Annotated in this window: 21 protein-coding genes; 7 read left to right on the top strand and 14 right to left on the bottom strand. The window is 72.9% G+C overall.

Features of this window, described 5'->3' with window-relative positions; genetic code table 11:
* Nucleotides 1-155: 155 nt before the first annotated feature.
* The 9 genes from ACH4E7_RS06120 to ACH4E7_RS06080 form a co-directional block, all read right to left on the bottom strand.
* Nucleotides 156-1,358 carry a type III PLP-dependent enzyme gene (locus ACH4E7_RS06120; RefSeq protein ID WP_396247789.1) on the bottom strand — a complete coding sequence of 401 codons (1,203 nt, stop codon included), beginning with the start codon at nucleotides 1,356-1,358 and terminating at the stop codon, nucleotides 156-158.
* Nucleotides 1,355-3,124 (bottom strand): IucA/IucC family protein, encoded by a 1,770-nt coding sequence (locus ACH4E7_RS06115; RefSeq protein ID WP_396247788.1) that lies wholly within the window; start codon nucleotides 3,122-3,124, stop codon nucleotides 1,355-1,357. Before ACH4E7_RS06115 ends, ACH4E7_RS06120 begins: the two co-directional genes overlap by 4 nt.
* The gene (locus ACH4E7_RS06110) at nucleotides 3,121-4,305 is read right to left on the bottom strand and encodes an MFS transporter (protein ID WP_396247787.1); all 1,185 of its coding nucleotides are present in this window, start codon (nucleotides 4,303-4,305) and stop codon (nucleotides 3,121-3,123) included. The genes ACH4E7_RS06115 and ACH4E7_RS06110 overlap by 4 nt, the downstream gene beginning before the upstream one ends.
* Nucleotides 4,302-6,041, bottom strand: coding sequence for an IucA/IucC family protein (locus ACH4E7_RS06105; protein ID WP_396247786.1), 1,740 nt, complete (start codon nucleotides 6,039-6,041; stop codon nucleotides 4,302-4,304). Before ACH4E7_RS06105 ends, ACH4E7_RS06110 begins: the two co-directional genes overlap by 4 nt.
* Nucleotides 6,038-7,237: an acetyl-CoA carboxylase biotin carboxylase subunit family protein gene (locus ACH4E7_RS06100; RefSeq protein WP_396247785.1), complete on the bottom strand. Its 1,200-nt coding sequence runs from the start codon at nucleotides 7,235-7,237 to the stop codon at nucleotides 6,038-6,040. Before ACH4E7_RS06100 ends, ACH4E7_RS06105 begins: the two co-directional genes overlap by 4 nt.
* Nucleotides 7,238-7,337: 100 nt before the next feature.
* Nucleotides 7,338-8,333: an ABC transporter substrate-binding protein gene (locus tag ACH4E7_RS06095; RefSeq protein ID WP_396247784.1), complete on the bottom strand. Its 996-nt coding sequence runs from the start codon at nucleotides 8,331-8,333 to the stop codon at nucleotides 7,338-7,340.
* A gap of 50 nt (nucleotides 8,334-8,383) precedes the next feature.
* Nucleotides 8,384-9,319: an ABC transporter ATP-binding protein gene (locus ACH4E7_RS06090; RefSeq protein WP_396247783.1), complete on the bottom strand. Its 936-nt coding sequence runs from the start codon at nucleotides 9,317-9,319 to the stop codon at nucleotides 8,384-8,386.
* Nucleotides 9,319-10,353: a FecCD family ABC transporter permease gene (locus ACH4E7_RS06085; protein WP_396247782.1), complete on the bottom strand. Its 1,035-nt coding sequence runs from the start codon at nucleotides 10,351-10,353 to the stop codon at nucleotides 9,319-9,321. The genes ACH4E7_RS06090 and ACH4E7_RS06085 overlap by 1 nt, the downstream gene beginning before the upstream one ends.
* A gap of 22 nt (nucleotides 10,354-10,375) precedes the next feature.
* Nucleotides 10,376-11,341 carry a FecCD family ABC transporter permease gene (locus tag ACH4E7_RS06080; RefSeq protein WP_396247894.1) on the bottom strand — a complete coding sequence of 322 codons (966 nt, stop codon included), beginning with the start codon at nucleotides 11,339-11,341 and terminating at the stop codon, nucleotides 10,376-10,378.
* A 246-nt stretch (nucleotides 11,342-11,587) separates the two neighbouring features.
* On the opposite strand from ACH4E7_RS06080, the gene ACH4E7_RS06075 reads away from it, so the two are divergent.
* Nucleotides 11,588-12,472, top strand: a complete 885-nt coding sequence (locus ACH4E7_RS06075; protein ID WP_396247781.1) for a (2Fe-2S)-binding protein — start codon at nucleotides 11,588-11,590, stop codon at nucleotides 12,470-12,472.
* Between the two features lie 21 nt (nucleotides 12,473-12,493).
* Here ACH4E7_RS06075 and ACH4E7_RS06070 read toward each other — a convergent pair whose 3' ends face one another.
* Nucleotides 12,494-12,829 carry a DUF6191 domain-containing protein gene (locus tag ACH4E7_RS06070; RefSeq protein ID WP_396247780.1) on the bottom strand — a complete coding sequence of 112 codons (336 nt, stop codon included), beginning with the start codon at nucleotides 12,827-12,829 and terminating at the stop codon, nucleotides 12,494-12,496.
* 109 nt (nucleotides 12,830-12,938) lie between these two features.
* Between ACH4E7_RS06070 and ACH4E7_RS06065 the strand changes: the two genes are divergently transcribed.
* From ACH4E7_RS06065 to ACH4E7_RS06050, 4 genes are all read left to right on the top strand, one after another.
* On the top strand, nucleotides 12,939-13,697 hold the full coding sequence (locus ACH4E7_RS06065) for a dienelactone hydrolase family protein (protein ID WP_396247779.1): 759 nt from the start codon (nucleotides 12,939-12,941) through the stop codon (nucleotides 13,695-13,697).
* Between the two features lie 182 nt (nucleotides 13,698-13,879).
* Entirely contained in the window at nucleotides 13,880-14,803 is a 924-nt protein-coding gene (locus ACH4E7_RS06060; protein WP_396247778.1) for an alpha/beta fold hydrolase, read from the top strand.
* Between the two features lie 113 nt (nucleotides 14,804-14,916).
* Nucleotides 14,917-16,824: a serine/threonine-protein kinase gene (locus tag ACH4E7_RS06055; RefSeq protein ID WP_396247777.1), complete on the top strand. Its 1,908-nt coding sequence runs from the start codon at nucleotides 14,917-14,919 to the stop codon at nucleotides 16,822-16,824.
* A 549-nt stretch (nucleotides 16,825-17,373) separates the two neighbouring features.
* Nucleotides 17,374-18,972, top strand: a complete 1,599-nt coding sequence (locus tag ACH4E7_RS06050; protein ID WP_396247893.1) for a M4 family metallopeptidase — start codon at nucleotides 17,374-17,376, stop codon at nucleotides 18,970-18,972.
* Between the two features lie 162 nt (nucleotides 18,973-19,134).
* Here the strand turns inward: ACH4E7_RS06050 and ACH4E7_RS06045 are convergent, their stop codons facing one another.
* Together ACH4E7_RS06045 and ACH4E7_RS06040 are read right to left on the bottom strand one after the other, a co-directional pair.
* Complete coding sequence (locus ACH4E7_RS06045; RefSeq protein ID WP_396247776.1) at nucleotides 19,135-19,527, bottom strand: VOC family protein; 393 nt, start codon at nucleotides 19,525-19,527, stop codon at nucleotides 19,135-19,137.
* Between the two features lie 60 nt (nucleotides 19,528-19,587).
* A complete protein-coding gene (locus ACH4E7_RS06040; RefSeq protein ID WP_396247775.1) occupies nucleotides 19,588-20,001 on the bottom strand; it encodes a winged helix-turn-helix transcriptional regulator in 414 nt (137 codons plus the stop codon).
* A 124-nt stretch (nucleotides 20,002-20,125) separates the two neighbouring features.
* Here ACH4E7_RS06040 and ACH4E7_RS06035 point away from each other — a divergent pair, with 124 nt between their 5' ends.
* The gene (locus tag ACH4E7_RS06035; protein ID WP_396247774.1) at nucleotides 20,126-20,791 is read left to right on the top strand and encodes an NADPH-dependent F420 reductase; all 666 of its coding nucleotides are present in this window, start codon (nucleotides 20,126-20,128) and stop codon (nucleotides 20,789-20,791) included.
* Here ACH4E7_RS06035 and ACH4E7_RS06030 read toward each other — a convergent pair.
* Together ACH4E7_RS06030 and ACH4E7_RS06025 are read right to left on the bottom strand one after the other, a co-directional pair.
* On the bottom strand, nucleotides 20,678-21,571 hold the full coding sequence (locus ACH4E7_RS06030; RefSeq protein ID WP_396247773.1) for an ABC transporter substrate-binding protein: 894 nt from the start codon (nucleotides 21,569-21,571) through the stop codon (nucleotides 20,678-20,680). The genes ACH4E7_RS06035 and ACH4E7_RS06030 overlap by 114 nt on opposite strands.
* 77 nt (nucleotides 21,572-21,648) lie before the next feature.
* Nucleotides 21,649-22,425 carry a MerR family transcriptional regulator gene (locus tag ACH4E7_RS06025; protein ID WP_396247772.1) on the bottom strand — a complete coding sequence of 259 codons (777 nt, stop codon included), beginning with the start codon at nucleotides 22,423-22,425 and terminating at the stop codon, nucleotides 21,649-21,651.
* Nucleotides 22,426-22,653: 228 nt separating this feature from the next.
* Between ACH4E7_RS06025 and ACH4E7_RS06020 the strand changes: the two genes are divergently transcribed.
* Entirely contained in the window at nucleotides 22,654-24,225 is a 1,572-nt protein-coding gene (locus tag ACH4E7_RS06020) for a flavin-containing monooxygenase (protein ID WP_396247771.1), read from the top strand.
* The last annotated feature ends 46 nt before the right edge of the window (nucleotides 24,226-24,271 follow it).

The raw sequence follows: 24,271 nt of genomic DNA, 5'->3' as shown, positions 1-24,271 counted from the left end.
CGGAGAACAGATGACAGATAACAGATGACGGATGACATATGTTGAAATCTGTCATCCGTCATCTGTTATCTGTCAGCTGAACCCGGTCGGCAGTCGGCAGTCAGCAGTCAGCCGTCAGCGTCGGCCATCAGCCGAAGGACACCACCCGTTCGTCCTCACGCCCCCACGTAGTGGAACCCCGGGCGCGGGTGCATCAGGAACTCATGGTGCGAGATGTTCCACGCGTACGCGCCCGCCATCGCGAACAGCACGCGGTCCGCCGCCCGCAGACCGTCCGCGCCCCCCGCCGCCCGCGCCAGCACGTCCTTCGGGGTGCACAGCTGCCCGGCCAGGGTGGCCCGGCCGGTGGTGACGGCGGGGCGCGGCCAGGGGTGTGGCCAGGCGTCGACCGGGAGCACCTCGAAGGGTTGGGAGTGTCCGCGGGTGGCAGGGGTGCGCAGGTGGTGGGTGCCGCCGCGGACCACCGCGAAGTCCTCGCCGTGGCTCCGCTTCACGTCCAGCACCTCGGTCGCGTACCAGCCGCAGTAGGCGGTCAGCGCCCGGCCCGGCTCGATCCGCAGGGTCAGTCCGGGGCGGGCGTCGAGCAGCTTGGCCAGGCCCTCGCCGAAGGCCGTCCAGTCGAAGCGTTCCGCCGGGGCGTCGTAGTCCACGGCCATCCCGCCGCCGATGTTGACCTCGGCCAGCGGGAAGCCGCTGCGCTCGGCCAGTTCAGCCGACCAGATGACGATCTGCTCAGCCACCGACAGCTGCTCCGCCGCCGTCAGCCCGCTGGCCAGGTGGGCATGCACCCCGCGCAGGCGCAGCTGCCGCCCGAGCGGACCGCCGCCGGTGAGCAGCCGGACGCACTCCTCGGCCCGCTCCGGGTCGAGCCCGAACGGCGTCGGCCGTCCGCCCATCGCGAGCGGCACGGCGTCCAGGGCGTCGGTGATCACCGGCAGGTTGACCCGGAGCAGCACGTCCACCGCCGCCTCCGGCCGGTCGGCGAGCACGGCGCCGAGCCGGTGCAGCTCCTGCTCGCTCTCGACGTGCCAGCGGTGCACCCCGGCGTCGACGGCGGCGGCGATCTCGGCCGGGGTCTTGCCCGGCCCGCCGAAGGCCAGCGGCGCATCCGGCACCGCGGCCCGCACATGCGCCAACTCCCCGCCGCTGGACGCCTCGTAGCCGTCGACGGCGTCGCGCAGCGCGGCCAGCAGCGGCGCTTCGGGGTTGGCCTTGGCGGCGTAGTACAGCTCGACCCGCTCGGGCAGGGCGGCCCGGACGGCGGCGGCGTGCTCGCGTAGCGCGGCCAGGTCGTAGACGTAGGCGGGCAGTTCGTCGGCCGCGAGGGAAGCGACGCGGCGGTGGACGGTACTGTTCATCGGAGGGCGCTCCCGGCGGGAAGGTGGGCGGTCATGCGGGCGGCCTCGGCGAGCACCGAGCCGGCCAGCGGGGAGGGCAGCCGGACGTAGCCGGCCTCGCGGTCGGCTTTGCGTTCCCAGCGGGTCAGCAGGTTGGCCTTGGCGGGCAGCGGGACGCCGGCCAGCAGGGCCCGCAGCCGGGGCGGTCGGCCGTGTGCGGCGGCGTACTCCTCCAGGGTGTCCCGGACGGCTTGCCAGAGCGCGCCCTCCAGCTCGGGGTGCCGGTCGGCGAGGGCGGCGAGCAGTTCGGCGACGTGGTTGACCAGCAGGCAGTAGACCACCCGGTCCCAGCCGCGCTCGGCGTCGTACGTCATCGGGCCGGCCACCTCGGGGGGGAGGGCGGCCAGGATGTCGGCGTTGTGCTCGGGGACCAGCTTCGTCCCCTCCAGGTCGCGGAAGAGCACCTGGGCCGGACGGCCGTCGGCGTCGACGCCGATCAGGACGTTCTGCAGGTGCGGCTCCAGCACCACTCCGTGGTCGAAGTAGGCGGCCAGTACCGGGGGCAGGAGCAGCCGCAGGTAGGCGCGCCACCAGCCGAGGGCCGCAGCGCCGTGCGAACCGTCACCCAGCAGCCGGGAGATGTGCGCCGAGCTGGTCGGGTGCTCGTCGGCGACGGCGGCCGCGAGCAGCGGGGTGACACCGGGCCGCAGCAAGCCGCCGAAGCCCTCGCGCACGATCAGTCCGAAGCCCTCGTACAGTGCCCGGTCGGGGTGGCCGTCGGCGCCGGGCAGGGCGAGGGTGCGGAAGGCGGGCTCGCGCAGCATCGCCGCGTCGGGGAAGCGCCGGGCGAGGTCGCTGAGCGCGGGGGCCAGCAGCCGGGTGAGTTGCACGGCGCCGGTCAGCTCGTAAGCGGCGTTCTTGCGTAGGCAGTTGGTGATGCGGACGTTGAGGCTGAACTTGAGGAAGGCGTCCGCGCCGTGCAGGGTGCGTACCGAGGCGGTGGCGGTGAAGCGCTCGCCGCGCGGGCCGAGGTCGAGGATGTCGCCGCGGGCGATGGCCGCGCGCACCAGCGGGTGGTCGCCGATGAGCTGGTACTGCCAGGGGTGGGCGGGCAGTAGCCGGTAGCCGGCCGGGACCTCGCCGAGGCCGTCCAGCAGGGCGCTCGCGCTCCCGTCCAGGGACTCCTCGGCCAGCAGCTCGGCGCGGACGGCGAGGTGGTGCAACGGGAAGGCCGCGCGGGACTCGGGCGCGTACCGGCTCCAGTCACCCCGGGCGGCGGAGCGGGACTTGGGGGCCGGGTGGAAGCGGTGGCCGAACAGCAGGGCCTGCTCGGACTCCAGGTAGCGGTCGTCCCCGGCGGTCGGGCGCGCCGCCAGGCCCTGGCTCACGCCGTGGTGGCTGGACGCCACCTGGTCGAGGAACTCCTCGTTCACCGTGCCGGTGCGCAGCTCCAGTTCGTCCTGGGCGTACTCGGCCAGCGCCCGCCAGCCCAACTCCTGCCAGCCGTCCGCCGTTTCCTCGAAGACCGGCCCGGTGAAGCGGTGCGCGCCGAGCAGCGAGGTGCGGCGCAGGGCGACCCGCAGCAGGGTGCCTCGGCGGGGCATGCGCAGCAGTAGGTGGCCCTCGTCGGCGGCGGTCTGGTGCTCGGGCGCGGAGACCTCGCGCAGCAGGCAGTTGAGCAGGGTGTGGGCCACCGCCTCGTCGGCGGTCGGCAGGTCGGTCGACAGGTCGACGGGGAGGCCGGTCGCGGTGGTGGCCGACTGCGGGTGGGCCGTACGGGCGGTCATCGGGGGCTCCTACGGGTCAGGAGGGCGAGCAGGGCGGCGGCCAGTGCGGCGGCGGTGCCGGTGACGACGGGGGCGGCCGGTCCGCCGCTGCCGTTGGCCAGCGCGGCGGCGAGTCCGGCGGCGACGGCACCGCACTTGGAGACGGTCTCGCGGGTGCCGAACATCCGGCCCGGCGCGCGGCCCCGGGCGGCTTCGGCGGCGAGGACGGCGAGGCAGACCAGGCCGAAGGTCATACCGAGCCCGAGCACCGCCCGGGTGAGGGCGAAGGTGAGCAGGGAGTCGGCCGGGGCGTGTCCGGCCAGCCCGAGGGCGACCAGGGCGAAGCCCAGGGCCAGCCCGGTGCGGGGCCGCGCCTCGACGGCGGCGTGCACCCGTCCGGCGGCGATCAGGTAGACCAGGTGCGGTAGCGCGAACAGGAAGCCCGCGACCGTGCCGTTGACGCCCGGCAGCCGCTGCTGCACCAGGGTGATCAGGTAGGGGAAGGAGATGATGGTGGCGAAGACGAAGGCGAACTCGAAGGTGTAGAGCAGCCTCAGTGAGCCCGGCGGGTCGGCCTGCGCCACGTCGTCGCCGACCAGCTCGGCGGCCGGGCGGATCGGTTCCGGCAGGAAGCTGAGCAGCACGGCGGCGGTCAGTGGCAGCAGCGCCATCACCAGGTACTGCCGGTGCGGGTCGATCCACGGCGACAGCGTGCCCACCAGGATCGGTGCCGCGACCAGGGAGGCCCGGGCGCTGCCCTGCATCAGGGTCAGCGCCTTGGACAGTCGGGATCCGTCCAGCGCCGAGGCGAGGTAGCCGTTGGTGGCGGAGAAGGTGCCGCCGAGGAAGCCCTGGAGCACCAGCGCGATGGTGAACGCGGGCAGGCTGTCGGCGGCGCCCGCGAGCAGGAAGGAGACGGCGAGGCCGAGTTGGGCGCGCAGCAGCAGCCGCTTCTGGCCGAAGCGGTCGGCCAGTCGGCCCCACAGCGGTGCGCCGAGGGCGGTGAAGACGGTCGGCGCGATGTAGAGCAGACCGGCCCAGCGGCCGTCGTGGTCGCCGAGGCCCGGGAGGATCTCGGTGAGGTAGGGCGGCAGGCCGAGGGCGGCGAAGGAGGCGACGAAGTAGCAGGCCGCGATGGCGTGCACCTGGCGCCGGTCCAGTCCGGCCGCCCCGACCGGCCGCGCCAGCGGTTCGACGGTCATCGTGAGCGGTCCTTCGGCAGCAGGTAGTTGGGGCCGTCGGTGTAGTGCTTGTTGATGTCGGCGGCGCCGCTGCGCTCCTTGCTGAGCAGGGTGCCGGCGCTCACCATGGCCTTGACGGGCAGCCGTTCGGCCTCCAGCAGGTCCGTGCGCAGCGGCTGTCCGGCCGGGCCCAGGCGGTCGAGGGCCTCGCCGAGGATGTCGCGGAGCAGTCCGAGGCCGCGCTCCGGCGGTACCCGGTCGTGCGCGGCGAGGCCGAACGCGAGCGAGGCGGCGCACAGGTGGCCGGTGATCGTGGTGAACAGGTCGGTGAGCGCGCGGTCCTGCTCGCCGAGAATTCTGGGGTCGCGGAACTCGGCTGCCAGCTGGGTGAGTTCGCCGATCCGGTCGGTGTTGATCCTCGGCCCGTCGTTGTCCTTGTAGAGCAGTCGCAGACCGGTGCCGTCCAGGACGAGCGAGGTGTTCTGCTGGTGCGACTCCAGGGCGATGCCGTAGCCGAACAGGGTGGTCTGCCAGTCGACCAGCAGTCGCAGCAGCTCCTCGTACAGCCCGAGGACGGAACCGGCGTAGAAGCGGTCGGCGAGGTGGTCGATCACCAGCCGCCCGTCGGGTGCCTCGGCGAGCACGGCGGCCAGCGGAACGGTGACGGCGTCGTCGAGGCCGTCCGGGTAGCGGCGCAGCAGCACGGCCAGCAGCTCGTCGTCGGCGTGGGCGTAGCGCTGCTCGTCGACGTGCAGCACCCGCCCGGCGAAGCGCGGTTCGCGGGCGACCACGGCCTCCACCAAGCGCTGCCCGACCGCCCCGTTGACCAGGGTGACCGGCTTGATGGTGCGCCGGTTGCGCAGCCCCAGGGTCGCGGTGGCCAGCGGGAGTTTGAGGTGGCAGGCCGGATCCTGGACGACGGCGACGGTGCGCATGGACAGCGTCGGCAGCACGGTGAGGTACGGCTCGGGGGCGAGCACCGCGCCCGGCGCGATCCGCTCGAAGTCCTCGCCCGCGGTGAGCGGATGGACCGGGAGGGTGAGGAACTCTCCCGGGACGCCGAGCTGTTCGGCGGTCGGCCACCAGGCGGGCAGCGGGCCGTCGCCGCGGACGGTCAGGTGCGCGGCCGGGACCGCGAGCCAGCGGAGTTCGAAGCTCGGGTGGAACTCCGGTGCGTAGGCGCGCAGTTGCGGCTCGGTCAGACCGGAGCGGCCGCGGGCGGTCGGGTAGACCGGGTGGTCGAGGAAGGCGGCGAGGGCCTCGAAGCCGAGCGAGGCGCTCGGGCCGGTCCAGTCGGCCACATCCTTGCCGTAGCGCTCGGCGAGCACCGTGTGCACCTCGGGGCGGACCCGGTCGTGCAGCTCCATGGTGGCCAGGGTCTGGCGGCACTCCTCGGCGAAGGCCAGGTGGCCGGGCCGGTCCAGCGGATCGGCGCGCTCGGCCAGGTGGGCGAGGATGGCGGGCAGCTCGGTGAGCCGGACGCCGTCGGCCTCCAACTCCGGGAGCCGGGCCGCGTGGTCGCCCTGGAAGCCCTCGGGGGCGACCGGCAGGGCGAGCGTCCCGTTGCTCAGCCAGGGGCCGTCGGCCCGCTGCTCCAGGACGCCGTCCGCGCGCAGGCCGAGCACGTCCTCGCGCAGCAGGGCGGACAGCACGCGCAGGGTCAGCTGGTCGGCCGAGGCCCCGCCGACGGGCGGGCTGTCGACGGGCGGGCAGTCGACGACCGGGCTGTCGGTGGGCGTGCTGTCGGTTGGCGTCATGAGGCGATCTCCCAGCGGCTGGCGGCGATGAACCCCGCCACGGCCGTGTCCACCGCGCCCTGGTCCGGGCCGACCGCCCAGACGATGCCCAGGTAGTCCCGGTTGGTGCGGTAGAGCCCGTGCCGGGCGCCGAGTTCGCGCACCGGGCGGTAGGAGAGCGTGACCCCGTCGGCCCGCCGCTCGAACAGCGGCTCGGGCGCGGCGGTCAGGGTGCCGGCCCGGTCCGCGCAGACGCGCTCGTGGCGGGCGTGCCGGTCGGTGTGCGCGCCGAGGTCGGCGGGCAGCGTCTCGCCGAGGTGGGTGCGCAGCACCAGCTCGAAGTAGGGGATGCCGAGGATCTCGGCGAGCATCAGGTCGCACTGGTCGCCGATGGCACGGTAGTTGACCTCGATGATGCGGGCGCGGCCGTCCGGCTGGAGAACGAACTCGGTGTGGCAGGCGCCGAGTCCGACGCCGAGCGCGTCGAGCTGGGCGAGCACCTGGTCGACCACCGGCTCGGGGTGCGCCGGTGTGAAGGTCAGCACCTCCTCGATGAAGTCCGGCGGCGGGGAGAGCCGGGTGCGGAAGCCGCCGAGGACGTGCCGGACGCGGCCGTCGCCGAGGGTCTCCAGGGTGCACAGCTCGCCGGCCAGGAATTCTTCGACCACCAGCGTGGCACCGGTGCGGCGCTGCTGGATCTCCTGGACGCGCAGGGCGAGTTCGTCGGCGTCGGCGACCAGCGTGACGTCCTCGCTGGCGACACCCTCGCGGGGCTTGAGGATGCACGGGAAGGGCGGGGTGAGGTCGGCCGGGTCCTGCCCGGGCGCCAGCTCGGCGGACCAGACCCGGTCCAGGCCGGTCTCGGCGAGGTGGCGGCGCAGCTCGCCCTTGTTCTTGGCCCGTAGCGCGGCCTTCCAGTCCTTGGCGGGCAGGCCGAAGTAGTCGGCGACCAGGGCGGTCTGGGTCTGCAGGTGGTCGCTGTTACTGAACACCGCGTCGGGAGCGTGGTGTTGGGATATCGCCCCGATCACCTCGCGGAAGTCCTGAACGTCGCACTCCACCAGCTCGTACGGGAACTCGGCGTCCGTGTAACCGCGTTGGTGGTCCTCGACGTGGTCGGTGAGGACGGTGACGTCGAGGCCTAGCCGGGCGGCGGCGGGTAGGAAGCCGCGGGTGACCGAGTCGGTGGGGTTGAGGGCGAGCAGGTAGAGCCGCATGGGGTGTCCTTGGGGGCGAGGTGACGGGCGAAGGACGGCGAACAGATCACGGATGACAGATTTCGAAATCTGTTATCTGTTCGCCGTCATCTGTCATCGGTTACTTGGGCGCGTCCACGCCCGCCGCCTTGGCGATGTCGACGAGCATCGCGTCCGCGGCCTGGACGCCGATGCCGGACATCCAGGTCTCGTCCGGAACGTTGAACACCTTGCTGTTCTTGACGGCGTTCAGGCCCTGCCAGACCGGGGTCTGCTGGACCTCGCTCTCCTTGGTCTTGGTCGGGTCGTCGGCGGTGGTGACGAACACCAGGTCGGCGTCGGCCTGGCTGATCTGCTCGGCGCTGACCTCGATGATGTTCTTGTCCGCGTCCTGAGAGGCCGGACGGGCCAGGCCCACGTCCTTGAGCACCACACCGCTGTAGGAGGCCTTGGCGTACAGACGGGTCGGGCCGGCCACGAAGCGCACCACCGAGGCGGTCGGCATCGTCCCGTTGTACTTTGCCTTGATCGCCTCGCCCAGCTTGTGCGCCCGCTCCTCGTAGTCGGCCAGCGCCTTCTTCGCCTCGTCCTCCTTGCCGAGCGCCTGGGCGTACAGCGCCAGGTTCTCCTTCCAGGGGAACCCGGTGGTCTCGGCCAACACGGTCGGCGCGATCGCGTTCAGCTGGTCGTACACCTTGGCGTGGCGGACCTTGGAGGACAGGATCAGATCGGGCTTGAGGGAGGCGATCAGTTCGAGGTTCGGCTCGTTCATCGGGCCGACGTCCTTGGTGTCCTTGATCTTGTCCTTGAGGTAGTCGGGGAACCCGCCCTCGGTCTTCATGTGCGGGGACACCGCGCCGACCGGCGTGATGCCGAGCAGCGTGACGTCGTCCAGCTCGCCGCTGTCCAGCACCACCACGCGCTTGGGCCGGGACTTGATCTCGGCGGTCCCAGCGGCGTGCTTGACGCTGCGCGGGAACCCGGCGGCGGTGCCGGCCGAGGCGGCGGCGGACGCGGAGTCGCCGGACTTGGCGGCGTCCCCGTTGCCGCCGCAGGCGGCGAGGAGCGTGGCGGACAGCGTGACGGCGAGGACGGCGACGGGAAGTCGGCGGTTCATGGGGGTTCCTTGGATCGGGTCGAACACGGGGGAGGGGAGGGGAGGGGAGTTCAGGCGGTGGCGACGGTGGTGACGGCGGCGGAGGAAGCGGCGGCGGCCCGGCTGCGCGCCCGGGGCACGACCAGCGGGGTTCCGGTCTCCGGGTCGGGCACCACCCGGCACGGCACACCGAACACGGACTCCACCAGCTCGGCCGTCAGCACCTCGGCGGGCGGACCGGCCGCAGCGAGCCGCCCGTCCTTGAGCACCACCAGATGGTCGGCGTACCGGGCGGCCTGCCCGAGGTCGTGCAGCACCATGACCACGGTGCGCCCGGCCTCGGCGTGCAGGTCGGCGACCAGGTCGAGCACGTCCAGCTGGTGCCGCAGGTCGAGGAAGGTGGTCGGCTCGTCGAGCAGCAGCAGGTCGGTCTCCTGGGCGAGCGCCAGCGCGATCCACACCCGCTGGCGCTGCCCGCCGGAGAGCCGGTCGACCTGCCGGTCGCGCAGCTCGGCGGTGCCGGTGCGCTCCAACGCCTCCTCGACCGCGGCCTGGTCGGCCTTGGACCACGGGCTGAGCATCCGCTGGTGCGGGTAGCGCCCCAGCCGTACCAGCGCCTCGACGGTGACCGCCTCGGGCGTGACCGGCTGCTGCGGCAGCAGGCCCATCCGCTTGGCGAGCGTCCGCGCGGGCATCCGATGGATGTCGGCGCCGTCCAGGGTGACGGTGCCGGCGGCCGGGTCGAGCAGTCGGACCAGCCCGCGCAGCAGAGTGGACTTGCCGCAGGCGTTCGGTCCGACGATCGCGGTGACGGCGCCGCCGGGCAGTTCGAGGTCGAGCCCGTCGACGATGGTCCGGTCGCCGTAGCGCAGTCCGAGGCCGTGGGCGGCTAGCCGGTTGGCGCCGACGTGATCGCTGCCGACCTGATCGGTGGCGGCCCGGTCGTTGCGGACCTGATCGGTGGCGGTCTGATCGGTGGCGACCTGGTTGGTGGCCGAGCTGGTCATCAGCTGCTCCTCTGGGGAAGCCGGCTCTGGCGGATCATCAGCACCAGGAGCCAGGGCGCGCCGAGGGTGGCGGTGACGGCACCGACCGGCAGGCCGTGGACGGGGATCACGTGCAACACCAGGAGGTCGGCCGAGAGCAGCAGCACGGCGCCGGTGAGCGCGGTGAGACCGAGTGTGCCGAGGGTGGGCGGTCCGGCGAGCAGTCGGACCAGGTGCGGGACGGCGAGCGCGACGAAGGCGACCGGCCCGGTGAGGGCGGCGGCCAGCGAGGCGAGCGTGATGGTGAGCAGCAGCAGCCAGAGCCGGTCCCGGGCGGGGTTGAGGCCGAGCGCGCCGGCCGAGTCGTCGCCGAGGTCGAGGACGGCGACCCGCCGCTGGCAGAGCAGCACGGCCCCGGCGGTCAGTGCGATGGCGGTGCCGCCGATCCACACCTCGGTCCAGTTGCGCCCGTACAGCGAGCCGGTGGTCCACTGCATCGCGGAGGAGGCCAGCTCGGCCGGGAACCGTACGATCATCAGGTTCACGGCGGCGGCCAGGCCCTGCTGGACCGCCAGGCCGACCAGCACCAGCCGGGTGACGGCCATCTTCGAGCGCCAGGCGAAGCCGCCGAGCAGCAGCGCCGCCAGCAGCCCGCCGCCGACCGCGGCCACCGGGATCAGCTGTTGGGAGGCGCCGGTGGCGAGCATCAGCACAGCGCCGAAGGAGGCGCCGCCGGTGATGCCGATGGTGTCGGGCGCGGCCAGCGGGTTGCGGAACAGCCGCTGGAGCATCGAGCCGGCCATCGCCAGCCCGGCGCCCGCGATCAGCGCGGACACCACGCGCGGCGCCCGGAACTGCTGCACCACCAGGACGTTCCCGGGCGCGCCCTGTCCGACCAGGGCGCGCAACGCGTCCCAGGAGGAGATGCTCACCTGGCCGGTGCCGAGCGCGATGCCGGTCAGCAGCACCAGCAGGGCGAGGGCCACCAGCGACCAGGCGGCGGTACGGGCCCGGCGGCGGGCGATGGCGCCCAACGGGACGGCGAGCGCGCTCATGCGCCCACCTCGCTTCGCGTGCTCACTTGGCCACCTTCCGGGCCAGCACCGCGAGCAGCGGGGCGCCGAGGAAGGCGGTCACGATGCCGACCTCGATCTCCGAGGGGCGCACCACGAGTCGACCGAGCACATCGGCGGTGAGCAGCAGCAGCGGACCGGCGATCAGGCAGCCGGGCAGCAGCCAGCGGTGGTCGTTGCCGAGCAGCGGGCGGACCAGGTGCGGCGCGGCCAGTCCGATGAACGCCACCGGTCCGGCGACGGCGACCGCGCTGCCCGCGAGCAGGACGACGGCCAGTCCGCCGACCACCCGGATCCGGACCACCGGCACGCCCAGCGACTGCGCGGTCTCGTCACCCAGGGCGAGCGCGTTGAGCGCGGGCGAGACGGCGAAGGCGCCGAGCAGGCCGAGCGCCAGGAACGGCAGTACGGGGGTGAGGGTGTCCAGGTGCCGCCCGGCGATCGAGCCGGCCAGCCAGAACCGGGCTTCGTCCAGGGTGCGGTGACTGGCCAGCATCAGCGCGGACGTCCAGGAGGTGAGCACCACGGTGAGCACGGTGCCGCCGAGCGCGAGCCGGACCGGGTCGAGGTCCCCGCCGCGCCGGGACATCGCGTACGCGGCGACGGCGGCGACGGCCGCTCCGGCGAAGGCGAACCAGACGTACTCGACCGGGCGGGAGAGGTCCAGGGCGTAGATCGCGGCGACCACGGCGAGGCTCGCGCCGGCGTTGATGCCGAGGGTGATCGGCGAGGCCAGCGGGTTGCGGGTGACGCCCTGGGCGACCGCCCCGGCGACGCCGAGCGCGGCCCCGACGGCCAGTCCGATGAGCGTGCGCGGGACGCGAAGGCCCGTCACCACATCGGCGTCACCGCCGTGGGCGGCGCCGGTGAGGGCGTCGATCACGGTCGACAGCGGGATGGATCGGGAGCCCAGTGCGAGGCTCAGGGCCGCACACAGCACGAGCGCGCACACGCCGGCGACCAGCAGCAACGGCCGCTGTACCGCCGAGGAACGAGGCGTCGCCGGGGCTGTGGTGGCCGGGGCTGTGGTGGCCGGCGGGTCGGTTCTCAACACGAGTCGATATCTTAGGTTAGGCTCACCTAAGTTCGTCAAGGTCGACCAGTGGATCGGGTGGTCCGCTCGACCGTGACGCAAGGTGGTCGGGTGGGCCCTTTGAGGCATTGTAAGGTGAGGCTCACCTAAATCGATCGTTCGGAATCGATCACGGGAGTGCCCATGGTCCCCGGAACACCCCTGCCCGTACGCGCCCAAGCGCGACCGTCCGCCCTGGTCGGCGACTACGAGCGGCTGCGCGAGCTCTGCCCGGTGCTGGAGCTACGCCTGCTCGACCCCGCCGAGCCCGACCTCTCGGCCGCCGACGGCTGGTACTCCGGCGCCCGACTCGCCACCGAAGAACGGGCCCTGGCCGCCGTCCTGGCCGGAGCCGAGGAGCGCATCGCCGCCGAACACGGCCGCGCGCCCCGCCCGCACGTCACCGCCTCCCGGCTGCTCCACCACTACGTCTGGTCGGCCTGCCTGCTCATCGCCGGCCCCTGGCACCTCGCCCGACGGGTCCCCGTCGTCGACCTCGCCGACCTCTGGCTGCACGCCCCCACCGGCCGGCTCGCGCTGCGCCCGGGCGGACACGTCGACCTCGCCGGAGCACCCGCCGGGGCCCTCACCGGAGTCCTCCCCGGTCACCTCCCCGGCGACGACGAACTGCGCGCCGAACTGCGGGCCGCCGTGGTCGCCCACCTCGAACCGGTGCTCGCCGCCTTCGCCGGACCGACCCGGCGCCGCGACCGCGCCCTCTGGGGCATGGTCACCGACGACCTCGCCTCGGCCGTCTGGTACCTCGGCCGGATGCTCGGCGCACAGGACGCCGCCCTCGCCGTCGCAGCGGAGGGCGCCGCCGTCGCCGCGGCCGGGGCCCTACTGCCCGGCGGCACCCTGCCGCTGCCCGGCGCCGCCGACTTCCGCCGGCTGCGCACCCCCGACGGCCGTGAACACCACACCCGCACCAGGCTCGGCTGCTGCCTCTACTACGCGGTCAAGCCGGAGGCCGTCGCCTGCCTGACCTGCCCGCGCACCGGCGACGAGGAGCGGCTGCGCCGACTCTGACGGTCCGTCCGCGAGGCCGCCCTACCGCCTGCCCCCGTCGCCCCCGTTCCCGCCCCCGTCCTCTTCGGGCCGGCGCAGCACCGCCACGCCCCGGTCCAGGTCCACCCCGAAGTTCGGAGGCGCCCCGGCCTCCGCGTCGTCCCGGTGCGCCAACTGCTCCCGCCGCTGCTCGATCTGCACCCGCTTGCCCGGGCTGAACAGCGCGTGCAGCTCCTCCAGGCCGCCGCCGCCCACCCCCACCCCGGGCCCGCGCGGCCGACGGCGCGGTGAGGACTCGCCCCGCACCTGGCAGGCCGCCAGCACCACCAGCCCGACCGTCACGGCCACCGCGCACCCCACACCCACGATCCACCCCATGTCCGCTCAACGCCTCACCACCGCAACGCCGTTCCCGGGCGGGCGGGCTCCGCCGACCTCCCCGGTCCCACCGGATACGCTGCCCACGAACCGTAAGGAGAGCCCTCCCATGACCGTGCGCGGAACCCTCGTGGACATTCCGACGACGGACGGCACCGCCGACGCCTACCTCACCCACCCCGACGACGGCGCGCCCCACCCCGGCGTCCTGTTCTACATGGACGCCTTCGGGCTCCGGCCCCACCTCAAGGCCATGGCCGACCGGATCGCCGCAGCCGGGTACACCGTCCTCGTCCCCAACGCCTTCTACCGCAACGGCCGCGCACCGCTGGTCGAGCTGCCCGAGCTGATCGACATCGAGCAGTGCGACGAGATCTTCGACCAGATCGTCCCGTTGCTCGCCACCCTCACCCCGGAGGCCACCGCCGGCGACGCGGACGCCTTCCTGTGGTGGTTCGCCGAGTCCCCCCTGGTCCAGGACGGTCCGATCGGGCTCACCGGCTACTGCCGGGGCGCGGTCCTCGCGCTGCGCACGGCCGCCAGCCACCCGGACCGGATCGCCGTCGCCGCGGGTTTCCACGGCGGCAACCTCGCCACCGGGCGCCCGGACAGCCCCCATCTGGGCGCCCACCGGATCACCGCCGAGCTGTACTTCGGCCACGCCGACCAGGACGAGTCGCTGCCGCCCGAGCAGATCGCCCGGCTCGACAAGGCCCTCACCGCAGCCGGGGTGCGCTACCGGGCGGAGGTCTACTCGGGCGCCCCGCACGGCTACACCCAGGCCGACACCACCCGCTACGACGCGGCCGCCGACGCCCGGCACTGGGAGGCGCTGCTCTCCCTGTTGAAGCGCACCCTGCCCGCGTAGGGCCTGTCTGCGAACTCCCGCCCGCCGGGCGACACCAGGGCACGCTCCGCCCCGTTTGTTGGTTCTCGGTTCGCCGGACGGCCGGACGGTGTTTGGGCGCCGGTGCCCTTGGGCAATCAGCGTCGGGTTCCTGCCGTGCAGGGGTAGGAATCCACGCTGACGGATCCAGGGGGGAACCGAACGTGCAGACCGGGTGGGAAACGCGAGTCGGGCCGGGGGGCCTGAAGGGCGTCCAGGAAGCCATCGTCAAGGTCCTCGCCGAGCGCACCCCGGCCGAGGTGCGGCCGGGTGAACTCGACCGCGACGGACGGGCGTTGCGCTGGGTGGAGGCCGGCTCGGGCGCCGGTGCGCCGATGGTGCTGATCGCCGGCAGCGGCACCTCCTCGCTCACCTGGGCCCCGGTGCTGCCCGAACTCGCCGAACACGGCCGGGTCGTGGCGTACGACCGGGCCGGGCTCGGCGCCAGTGAGCCCGACCGCGCCCTCGGCCTGACCCTGCAGGCGCAGATCGGGGACCTGGCCGCCCTGCTGCGGCACCTGGACGCCGGACCGGCCATCCTGGTCGGGCACAGCTGGGGCGGCCAGCTGGCCCAACTCCTCGCCTGGCAGCGGCCGGAGCTGGTGGCCGGCCTGGTGCTGGTGGACCCGGCCCACGAGGAGTTCCGGCCGGCGGCCATCGGCGCCGCCGAGGCGGTGCTGAACCGGCTCTGGCTGCTCCGGACGGTGCTGGCACCGACGGCGGGGCCGGGCGCGGGCGACGCGCTCGCCCGGGCCGAGGCGGCCGTCGTCGCCCATCCGCACCAGCGGCGGACCGTCCTCAGCGAGAACCGGATGACCGGCCTCGCCGTCGCCGAGCTGCGCCGCCGACGCGCCGCCGGGCGGCTGCCCGAGGTGCCGGTGGCCGTGCTGAGCGCGACCGAGGGACTGCCCCGCGTCATGCGCGCCCGCTGGACGGCCCTGCAGTCCCGGATCGCGGCCAACGCCGCCCGGGGCAACCACATCGTGGTGAGCGGCGCCGGGCACGCCGTCCACGCCGACAAGCCGCGCGCCGTCGTCACGGCCGTCCTGGAGGTGTCCGAGCATGCCGGGAACGTCCGGAACGTCTGACGAATCCTCCCAATGTCCGTCCGAACAGCGTCTGCTGGGGTCGCGGCACGCTCTGGCACACTGTGTGCCGACGGCCCGTCGGGGCGGGTCATGACACCTGGGGGGACAGGTCGATGAGTAGCACGGGCACCGTGCTCGGCGGGCGGTACACGCTGGTCGAGAAGGTCGGCGGCGGGGGCATGGGCGCGGTCTGGCGGGCCGACGACGAGGTGTTGGCCCGGCAGGTCGCGATCAAGATCCTGCGCGCGGACCTGTTCGAGGACGGCACCGCCGTCCAGCGCTTCCGCCGGGAGGCCCAACTGGTGGCCGCGATCGACCATCCCGGCATCGTGGACGTCCACGACTACGGGGAGAGCGGCGGGGACGACGACGAGCGCTGCGCCTACATCGTGATGGACCTGATCGAGGGCCGTCCGCTGCACCAGGTGCTCAAGGAGAGCGGGCCGATGAGCGCCGAGCGCGCACTCGCCATGCTCGCCGACGCCCTGGACGCGCTGCACGCCGCGCACCGGCGGGGGATCGTGCACCGGGACATCAAGCCGTCCAATCTGATGGTGGGCCCCGAGGACCGGGTGGTGATCACCGACTTCGGCATCGCCCGGGCGATCGCCAGCACCAAGCTCACCGCCCCGTACGCGATCATCGGCACGGCGGCGTACATGTCCCCCGAGCAGGCCGCGTCCGCGAGCACCGGGCCCGCCTCGGATCTCTACTCGATCGGCGTGGTCTGCTACGAGCTGCTGGTCGGTCAGGTGCCGTACCTGGGCGAGGGGCCGCTACAGGTCGCGCTCAAGCACGTCAACCAGCCGGTGCCGGAACTGCCGGAGACCTTCCCGGCGGCGATGCGGGAGCTGGTCGCCAGGGCGCTGGCCAAGGACCCCGAGGACCGGTACGAGAGCGCCGCCGCGATGGCGGCGGCGGCCCGGGCGGCGATCGGCGCGCCCGCGACGCCGTGGAAGCCGGCGGACAGCGGGACGATCGACCTGCGGGCGGCGGGGGCCGGCACGGGCGGTGGGGACCCGGTGGTGAAGGTGGATCCGCAGGCGGACACCGAGCCGGGCAAGCGCCGCTCGCGGCGCACCCTGCTGGTACCGGTCGTCATCCCGATCGTCATCTCGATGGGCACGGCGACCGCCCTGCTGATCGACCGCAGTCCCGGTGACTCCAACGCGGCCGTGCCGCCCGCCGCGCAGCCGACCGTGGTGGTGACCGTTCCGGCGGCCCAGACCGCCACCACTCCCGCGGCCACCACGACCGCGCCCGCCACCCCGCAGCCGACCGACACACCGTCGGCCACCCCGGCCGCCGACCAGCCGCCGTCCGGCGGACAGCCGAACCAGCAGCAGGCGCCCGTCCCGGTCCCCGGCCAGGGAGGGAACGGCGGCGTGGTGGGCGGCGGCGGTGCCCAGCCGGGCCGGACCAGCGGAGGCGGGAGCGCCAACTCCGGCTCCGGCGGTGGCGGTTCGGCGTCCGGTGGATCCGCCGGCGGTCAGGCCGGCCAGCCCACCGGCGGCGGTGGCGGGGGAGGGCCGGTCAACCCGTCGGACCCCAAGCCGCAGCAGCCGAGCCAGACCACCACCGGCGGCAACCCGCCCGCCCCGCAGACCCCCTCCCGGCCCGCGTCCTGCGGCGGCGGCAACTGGAGCACCATCGTCAGCGCCAAGGACGGCCGTCCGATCGGGATGCGCAACGACAACCTGAGCGGCGACAACCCGATGGTGCTCGGCGGCGCCGCGCAGTACGGCTGGGTGCGCTCCATCGATCCGGGCAGCTGGACCGTGATCAACGCGTGCAACAACGGCGGCCCGATGCTCGTCCAGACCATGGACGGCAAGGTCGTGCTGAACAACGGGTACAGCTTCCTCACCAGGTGGACGGTCCGCAACGGCAGCACCGCGGGTTCGTACACCCTGGGCGACTACCAGAACCAGTCCTGCATGACCGACAACGGCCCCGGCAACGAGATCACCATGGTCACCTGCACGCCCGGCAACTCGGCGCAGGAGTGGCGGTTCCAGTGACGGCGGACCGGGGGCGGGTGTCTTAGCAGACGCCCGCTCGGCGGGGCAAGGGGGACCGGTGGCGGGACCTCGCCATCTGCATGTCAAGGGTGTGTATGGAAACCTCTACACACTTGTAAAAGCCGATCGATTGATGATCGGGACTGATCGTTTTACTGGGGACTGATGACCATTCAGACGTCAGTGCAGGCGGTCGGCCGTTGTTTGATTCTGAACCCATCGCTCGACGGGGTGAATTGCCCCGATTTGACTGCCGCTTGACGTGCTTTACCAACTGGCGGGACCTGGCCAATAACTGAGGTAGACCTGTCATTTCACCTGTTGGATTGTCATGCTTCTGGTCATCCCCCAGCGGTAGCCCCCACCCCCACCCCTTGGTGGCGAGCCGCTCGACCGCACGGGGTTTCAGCACGTCAGCGCCCGTTCCGCCCCACAGGTGCCGACCCCGGCCCCCGGAACGCGGTGCGACCGCGCCCACACGCGGTTTCCCGGAAGGACTCGTACGTGAAGCGAAAGCTCGCGGCTGTCGCCGTTCTCTCGGCCACGGCCATGTTGACCGGTGTGATCCAGGTGAGCACCTCCGTCGCCCAGGCGTCGCCGGCTGCCCCCTCGCTCCAGGCCCAGGCCGCCCAGCAGCACGCCGCCGTCGTCGCGGTGGCGAAGGGGCAGTCCGGCCCGATCGCCAAGGCGCTCGCGCTCGGCGACCAGGAGAAGCTGGTGGCCAAGGACGCCATCGTCGACAAGGACGGCACCCGACACCTGCGCTACGAGCGCACCTACGCCGGCCTGCCGGTGATCGGCGGCGACCTGGTCGTGCACCAGAAGGCCGACGGTGCCGTGAAGTCGGTGAACAAGGCGGTCTCCGCCCAGATCGCGCTGCCGAGCCTGACCCCGCAGATCCCCGCGGACAAGGCCGCCGACCAGGCCACCGGCGCGGTCAAGGCCACCGTCGGGGTCACCGTCGACTCCGACGAGTCCCCGATCGCCGACGTCCACCAGACCGGCAAGCCCGAGCTGGTCGTCTGGGCCACCGACGGCAAGCCGCGTCTGGCCTACCGGACCACCGTCGAGGGCGTGCGTGCCGACGGCACCCCGAGCAGCCAGATCCTGATCACCGACGCCACGAGCGGCCAGGTCCTCTCCACCCACGAGAAGATCGAGACCGCGGCCGGCACCGGCAACGGCGTCTTCGTCGGCCAGGTCCAGCTCACCACCAACCAGAACGGCTCGCAGTTCGAGCTCAAGGACACCACCCGCGGCGGCCAGTCCACCAGCGACATGAACAACGGGACCTCGGGCAGCGGCTCGTTGTTCGCCAACCCCAACAACAGCTTCGGCGACGGCACCGTCAACAGCCGCGAATCCGCCGCCGTGGACGCCCAGTTCGGTGCCGCCACCACCTGGGACTTCTACAAGAACACCTTCGGCCGCAACGGCATCCGCAACGACGGTGTCGGCGCCCTCAGCCGGGTGCACTACGGCTCCAACTATGTGAACGCGTTCTGGAGCGACGACTGCTTCTGCATGTCGTACGGCGACGGCAACGGCGACGCCGCCCCGCTCACCGAGATCGACGTGGCGGGCCACGAGATGTCCCACGGCGTCACCGCCGCGACGGCCGCGCTCAACTACTCGGGCGAGTCCGGCGGCCTCAACGAAGCCACCTCGGACATCATGGGCACGATGGTCGAGTGGTACGCCAACCTGCCCTCGAACCCGCCGAACTACTGGATCGGCGAGCTGATCAACCTGCGCGGCGACGGTAGCCCGCTGCGCTACATGGACCAGCCGAGCAAGGACGGTCAGTCCGCCGACAGCTGGGACCCGAACGTCGGCAACCTGGACGTGCACTACTCGTCGGGTGTGGCGAACCACTTCTTCTACCTGCTGTCCGAGGGCAGCGGCGCGAAGACGATCAACGGGTTCAACTACAACAGCCCGACGGCCGACGGCTCGACGCTCGCGGGCATCGGCCGGGACAAGGCCGCGCAGATCTGGTACCGCGCGCTGACGACGTACTTCACGTCCACCACGGACTACGCGGGCGCCCGTGCGGCGACCCTCAGCGCGGCCTCGGACCTGTACGGCGCGAACAGCGCGGAGTACAACGCGGTCGCGGCCAGCTGGACCGCGGTCAACGTCAACTGACTCGGGCCTGAACCGGGCCGGTCCTGAGTTGGGCAAGGCCGGCCCGGGGCGCGTCCGAGTTGCCCGGCCCTGTGTGGGTGCATGCCGGCCGGGCTGACGGCGGGGGCGACGGTGTGCGGACCACCGTCGTCCCCGCCGTTGCGTGTCTTCGGTGGGGCCGGGTCAGTCGAGGTCCTGGGCCACCTCCCACACATGGCCGGCCGGGTCGGCGAAGGCCGCCGTCCGTCGACCCCACGGCCGGTCCACCGGGCCGTTGAGCACCGTGACGCCGCGCTCCGCCAGTTGGGCGCAGACCGCGTCCACGTCCGGGACCCGGACGGTGAGCAGCCCCCGCGCCCCCGTGGCGGGCGCCGCCACCGCCGCCGGTGCCACCAGCTCCGGCGCCTGCTCCGCCGCCAGCAGGTTGACCAGCAGGTTCCGCAGCCGGACGACGGCCGAGGCGTCGTCCTCGTAGACCACCGGGAGGCCGAAGACCTCCTGGTAGAAGGCCTTCGCGGCGGGGACGTCCGCCACGAAGAGCGTGATGACTTCCAGTTCGTCCAGTCGCGTGTCCATGGCCGCCCTCCGGGTCGTCGCGTATGCACGACGAGGGTGGCACGCGGGACTGACAGTACGTCAGCGTGTGCCGGGGTCGGAGTGGCGCTCCTGGGCCGCGAGGACGGCGTCGCCGTGGACGGCGGCCCAGGCGCCGAGCGCGCGGATCGGGCCGATCAAGGCGGTGCCGGCCGCGGTGAGGGTGTAGTCGACGCGAGGCGGGGCCTCGGCGTAACGGCGGTGCTCCACCAGGCCGTTGTACTCCAGCCGGCGCAGGGTCTCGTTGAGCACCTTGGGGCTGATCCCGCCGATCCGGTCCAGCAGGGCCCGGGGGCGCATCGGCCCGCGCTCGCCGAGGACGTACACCACCACGCTGTCCCAGCGGTTGGCGATCACCTCGAAGGCCAGCCGGGCGCGGCAGTCCGCGGCGAACACGCCGCCGCCCAGGTCCTCGTCCGTCCCGTCCTCGGCGTCGCCCCGGCCCTCGCTCCTCATGTACCCATCCTGCCCGATCCGTTGCGTACCGGGCGGTGTGCATCGGCCCGGCTAGCGTCCGGGGCGCGGCGGTTCGCGGAGGGCGGCCGCCGGTGACGGGCAAGGCGAATGCGAGGGATGGACCATGCGGATCGGCATTCTCGGTACGGGCGCGATGGCGGCGGCGCTGGGCGGGGCCTGGGTGCGGGCCGGACACGAGGTTCTGGTGGGTGGGCGCGACGTGGCGGCGGCTCGGCGACTCTCCGCTTCGGCCGGCGCGCTGGGTGGTGGTGAGTTGGCGGAGGCGGCGCGGTTCGGGCAGGCCGTGCTGGTCGCGGTGCCGGCGGAGGCGGCCGTGCCGGTGGTCGCGTCGCTGGCTGGCGAACTGGCCGGTCGGACCCTGCTGGACTGCACGGTGCCGATGGCCCCCGGTGCGGATGGGCCGGTGCTGACCACGGCGGGGGCCGACGACTCGATCGCCCGGCGGCTGGCCTCGGCGGCGCCGGACGCACGGGTGGCCAAGGTGTTCGGGATCTGCCACGAGAGCATCTGGACCCTGTCGCGGCCGGACTTCGAGGGGGCTTCGCTCGGTGTTCCGTACTGCGCGGACGATCCGGCGGCGGGTGCCGTGGCCGCCGAGCTGGTGGCCTCGATGGGGTGTGCGCCGGTGGACTGCGGCGGCCTTGACCGGGCTGGGCTACTGGAGGCGACGGCCGTGTTCGCGGTGGGCGTCTGGTGGTCGGGCGGCGAGGTGCGGCACGTCTTCCCATCGCCGGCTCTGGCGCCGGGGGCGCTGGACGACGACGAGTAGGGGCGGCCCCGTACACCGAGTAGAAGATGCCTGCTCGGGGCTGATCTCCAGCGAGAAGCCGGGCTTGTCCTGGTTGGCCGGGCGGCCGAGCCCGAGGTCCTTGAGTAGCGCGCCGACGAAGGTGTCGTTGAGGTAGAGCCGGGTGGGCGCACCGGCCAGGAAGCGGGCCATCTCGACCCGGGTGGCGGCCGCCCTGGCCGGCCCGCCGAGCGTGGTGACCGGGTCCCGCAGCTTCGTCCGGTACGTCGCGTCCGCCGCCCCGGCCTCGCTCTGGCGGCCCATCGCCTCGGCGTGCAGCCGGACGTTCTCCTTCCGGGTCGGCCCGGTGGTCTTGGACAGCGCGGTCGGCGCGACCCTGGAAAGCTGCTCGTACCGCTTGTCGTCGCGGACCTGGTTGCTCAGGATCAGGTCCGGCCGCAGCGCCGCGATCGCCTCCAGACTGGGCTGGCCGATCACATCGACCGCCTTCGTCCCGGCCAGCCGCTCGGCGGGCAGGTAGGCGGGGAAGGATGCACCCTCGCTGACCGTGGTGGCGCCCACCGGGCCGAGCCCGAGGCTGACCACCGAGTCCAGCGCGTCGGTGTCCAACGCCACCACCCGGCTCGCTCCGGCCGGCACGGTGCTCTCCCCGCGCGCGTGCCGGACGGTCCGGGTGCCGCCCGAGGCGGACGAACCGCCGCCCGGCGCGGAGGAGCCGGATCCGCAGGCGGCGAGCGCCAGGCCCGGGGCGAGTGCGGCGGCGAGGCCGAGCGCGGTTCGGCGGCTGAGGGGTCGGGTCATCGGCGGCTGCTCCGGCGGGCGGATTGCTCCCGGCGGGCGGACGGGGCGCGGGAATCCCCGCCCGCCTGGCAGACCCGCTACGCCTCGGATTCGTATTCCCGTCGCTGGCGCAGCAGTTCGGCGTATTCGGCCTTCACCAGTCGGTCCATCGCCAGCGTGAACTGGGCGTCGGCGACCGTACGGGCGAGCGGCCGGACCCGCAGGATGCGCTCGGTGAGCCGCGCCGCCTCGCCGGGCGCCAGCGGGGTCTCGCTGGAGAGCGCGCTGAGCAGGTGCGCGCTGACCACCTCGATGAAGATCTCGGCGATGGCGTCGACGTGCTCCCGGGTGCGTCGGCTGGCGTCCAGCACCGCGGAGAGCGGCACGCCCTCCGCGACCAGCTCGGTGGTGGCGTCCATCAGTCGACGGCTGACGTGGGTGATCCCGTCCTCCTCGACCGTGATGTAGCCCTGGGCGATCGACTCGGCGGTGTTCTCCTCGGTGAGCTGGTCCCCGAAGGCGCTCTTCAGCTCCTCCCAGTCCAGGCGTACCGGGGTCTCGTCCGACCAGGGCGCGACGATCGCCGCCTCCAGCCCGATCAGCTCGGCGACGTCCCGTCCGCTCTCCCCGGCGCCGATCAGTTCGGCGATCCCGCCCAGGGTGTGGCCGCGTTCGAGCAGTTCGCCGATCATTCGCAGCCGGGCCAGGTGCTCCTCGCCGTACCAGGCGATCCGGCCCTCCTTGCGGGGCGGCTGGAGCAGTTTGCGCTCGCGGTAGAAGCGCAGCGTGCGGGTGGTGATCCCGGCCGCTTCGGCCAGTTCCTCCACCCGGTACTCGCGCTTTTTGTCGTCCGCAGCAGCTCTGACCTTGTCCACGGCGATCAGCATAGGTCCGTGGTGTCGGCTGGGGATCCTTCGGGAACTTCCGGTGAATCGGGGCCGTCGCGCTTCTTCCATCCGGTGTCAGCAAGGACTACCCTGCCAACCGTGCCAGTGATTGCTGGCGCGATTGGCAGGGTCCCGGAGGCGAGCCCCCGGGAGGTTCCGGGGCGGACGCCTCGGGAGAGCGCGACGATCACCGCCCCACCCTCAGGAGGTTGCCGCATGGCATCCAGCAGCAAGCGCCCCCGCTCCGGCGAGTCCGCAGCGACCGACACCACTGCTGCGCAGGAGACCGTCCCGCACGTCCGGGTGGCGGTGATCGGCTCCGGCTTCGGCGGCCTCGGTGCCGCGGTCCGGCTGCGCCGCGCCGGGATCACCGACTTCGTCGTCCTGGAGCGCGCGGACTCCGTCGGCGGCACCTGGCGCGACAACAGCTACCCCGGCTGTGCCTGCGACGTGCCCTCGCACCTCTACTCCTTCTCCTTCGCGCCCAACCCCGACTGGCCGCGTAGCTTCTCCGGCCAGCCGGACATCCGCGCCTACCTGGAGAAGGTCGCCACCGTCTTCGGTCTGCGCCCGCATCTGCGCTTCAACACCGAGGTACTGGAAGCCTGTTGGGAGAACGAGCAGACCCGCTGGCGGATCACCACCTCGGCCGGGCAGTGGACCGCCGACGCGATCGTCTCCGCCGCCGGACCGCTCGCCGACCCGCAGATCCCCGACCTGCCGGGCCTCAGTGGTTTCCCCGGGAAGGTCTTCCACTCCTCCCGTTGGGACCACGACTTCGACCTGGCCGGCAAGCGCGTCGCGATGGTCGGCACCGGCGCCTCGGCCGCCCAGATCATCCCGTCGATCCAGCCCAGGGTCGGCAAGCTCACCGTCTTCCAGCGCACCCCGGCCTGGGTGCTGCCGCGCCGCGACCGGGAGATCAGCCAGCTGGAGAAGTGGCTGCACGGCCGCCTCCCGGTCACCGCCAAGATCCGCCGCGGCACCCTCTTCGCCCTGCGTGAGCTCCAGGTGGACGCCTTCGTGCGCCGCCCCGGAATGCTGCGCGTGGTCCAGCAGCTCGCCGAACGCCACATCGCCCAGGGCGTCGCCGACCCGGCGCTGCGCGCCAGGCTCACCCCGGACTACCGGATCGGCTGCAAGCGCATCCTGCTCAGCAACACCTACTACCCGGCGCTCGCCGCCGCCAACACCGAGGTCGTCTCCTCCGGCCTGCGTGAACTGCGCGGCTCCACCCTGGTGGCAGCCGACGGCAGCGAGCACGAGGTGGACGCCATCGTCTTCGGCACCGGCTTCCACGTCACCGACATGCCCATCGGCTCCCGGGTGTTCGGTGTGAACGGGACCAGCCTCGCGGAGGAGTGGAAGAACGGCATGGAGGCGCTGCGCGGCTCGACCGTGCGCGGCTTCCCCAACCTCTTCTTCGTGATCGGCCCCAACACCGGTCTCGGCAACAGCTCGATGATCCTCATGATCGAGTCCCAACTGAACTATCTGATCGACGCGTTGACCACACTCAGCTCGGTCGGCGCCACCGCGATGCAGCCCACCGCCCGGGCCCAGCGGCAGTGGAACCTCGAACTGCAGCACCGGATGGACCGCACCGTCTGGACCACCGGCGGCTGCCGCAGCTGGTACCTGGACCCGAGCGGCAGGAACACCGTGCTCTGGCCCGGATCCACGACGTCCTTCCGCCGCGCCACCCGCAAGGTCGACCTCGGCGAGTACGAGCTGATCATGCGCGCCGCACCCGCCAACGCCCGTACCGCCCAGGAGGTTTCCGCATGAGTGAGCGAGGCGAGCGAGTCATGGAGAGGTGCGTGTTGCGCGGAGT

Origin of the sequence: Kitasatospora sp. NPDC018058 (assembly GCF_044327205.1) — a bacterium.
Classification (GTDB): domain Bacteria; phylum Actinomycetota; class Actinomycetes; order Streptomycetales; family Streptomycetaceae; genus Kitasatospora.
This window is presented reverse-complemented; position numbering and strand designations above follow the sequence as displayed.

Excerpts from the sequence above, each read along its gene's own strand:
- ACH4E7_RS06120 (WP_396247789.1), bottom strand. The coding sequence starts at position 1,358 with ATGAACAGTACCGTCCACCGCCGCGTCGCTTCCCTCGCGGCCGACGAA.
- ACH4E7_RS06040 (WP_396247775.1), bottom strand. The coding sequence starts at position 20,001 with ATGAGGAGCGAGGGCCGGGGCGACGCCGAGGACGGGACGGACGAGGAC.
- ACH4E7_RS06045 (WP_396247776.1), bottom strand. The coding sequence starts at position 19,527 with ATGGACACGCGACTGGACGAACTGGAAGTCATCACGCTCTTCGTGGCG.
- ACH4E7_RS06070 (WP_396247780.1), bottom strand. The coding sequence starts at position 12,829 with ATGGGGTGGATCGTGGGTGTGGGGTGCGCGGTGGCCGTGACGGTCGGG.
- ACH4E7_RS06090 (WP_396247783.1), bottom strand. The coding sequence starts at position 9,319 with ATGACCAGCTCGGCCACCAACCAGGTCGCCACCGATCAGACCGCCACC.
- ACH4E7_RS06055 (WP_396247777.1), top strand. The coding sequence starts at position 14,917 with ATGAGTAGCACGGGCACCGTGCTCGGCGGGCGGTACACGCTGGTCGAG.
- ACH4E7_RS06085 (WP_396247782.1), bottom strand. The coding sequence starts at position 10,353 with ATGAGCGCGCTCGCCGTCCCGTTGGGCGCCATCGCCCGCCGCCGGGCC.
- ACH4E7_RS06050 (WP_396247893.1), top strand. The coding sequence starts at position 17,374 with ATGTTGACCGGTGTGATCCAGGTGAGCACCTCCGTCGCCCAGGCGTCG.
- ACH4E7_RS06065 (WP_396247779.1), top strand. The coding sequence starts at position 12,939 with ATGACCGTGCGCGGAACCCTCGTGGACATTCCGACGACGGACGGCACC.
- ACH4E7_RS06105 (WP_396247786.1), bottom strand. The coding sequence starts at position 6,041 with ATGACGCCAACCGACAGCACGCCCACCGACAGCCCGGTCGTCGACTGC.
- ACH4E7_RS06020 (WP_396247771.1), top strand. The coding sequence starts at position 22,654 with ATGGCATCCAGCAGCAAGCGCCCCCGCTCCGGCGAGTCCGCAGCGACC.
- ACH4E7_RS06035 (WP_396247774.1), top strand. The coding sequence starts at position 20,126 with ATGCGGATCGGCATTCTCGGTACGGGCGCGATGGCGGCGGCGCTGGGC.
- ACH4E7_RS06110 (WP_396247787.1), bottom strand. The coding sequence starts at position 4,305 with ATGACCGTCGAACCGCTGGCGCGGCCGGTCGGGGCGGCCGGACTGGAC.
- ACH4E7_RS06095 (WP_396247784.1), bottom strand. The coding sequence starts at position 8,333 with ATGAACCGCCGACTTCCCGTCGCCGTCCTCGCCGTCACGCTGTCCGCC.
- ACH4E7_RS06100 (WP_396247785.1), bottom strand. The coding sequence starts at position 7,237 with ATGCGGCTCTACCTGCTCGCCCTCAACCCCACCGACTCGGTCACCCGC.
- ACH4E7_RS06075 (WP_396247781.1), top strand. The coding sequence starts at position 11,588 with ATGGTCCCCGGAACACCCCTGCCCGTACGCGCCCAAGCGCGACCGTCC.
- ACH4E7_RS06115 (WP_396247788.1), bottom strand. The coding sequence starts at position 3,124 with ATGACCGCCCGTACGGCCCACCCGCAGTCGGCCACCACCGCGACCGGC.
- ACH4E7_RS06030 (WP_396247773.1), bottom strand. The coding sequence starts at position 21,571 with ATGACCCGACCCCTCAGCCGCCGAACCGCGCTCGGCCTCGCCGCCGCA.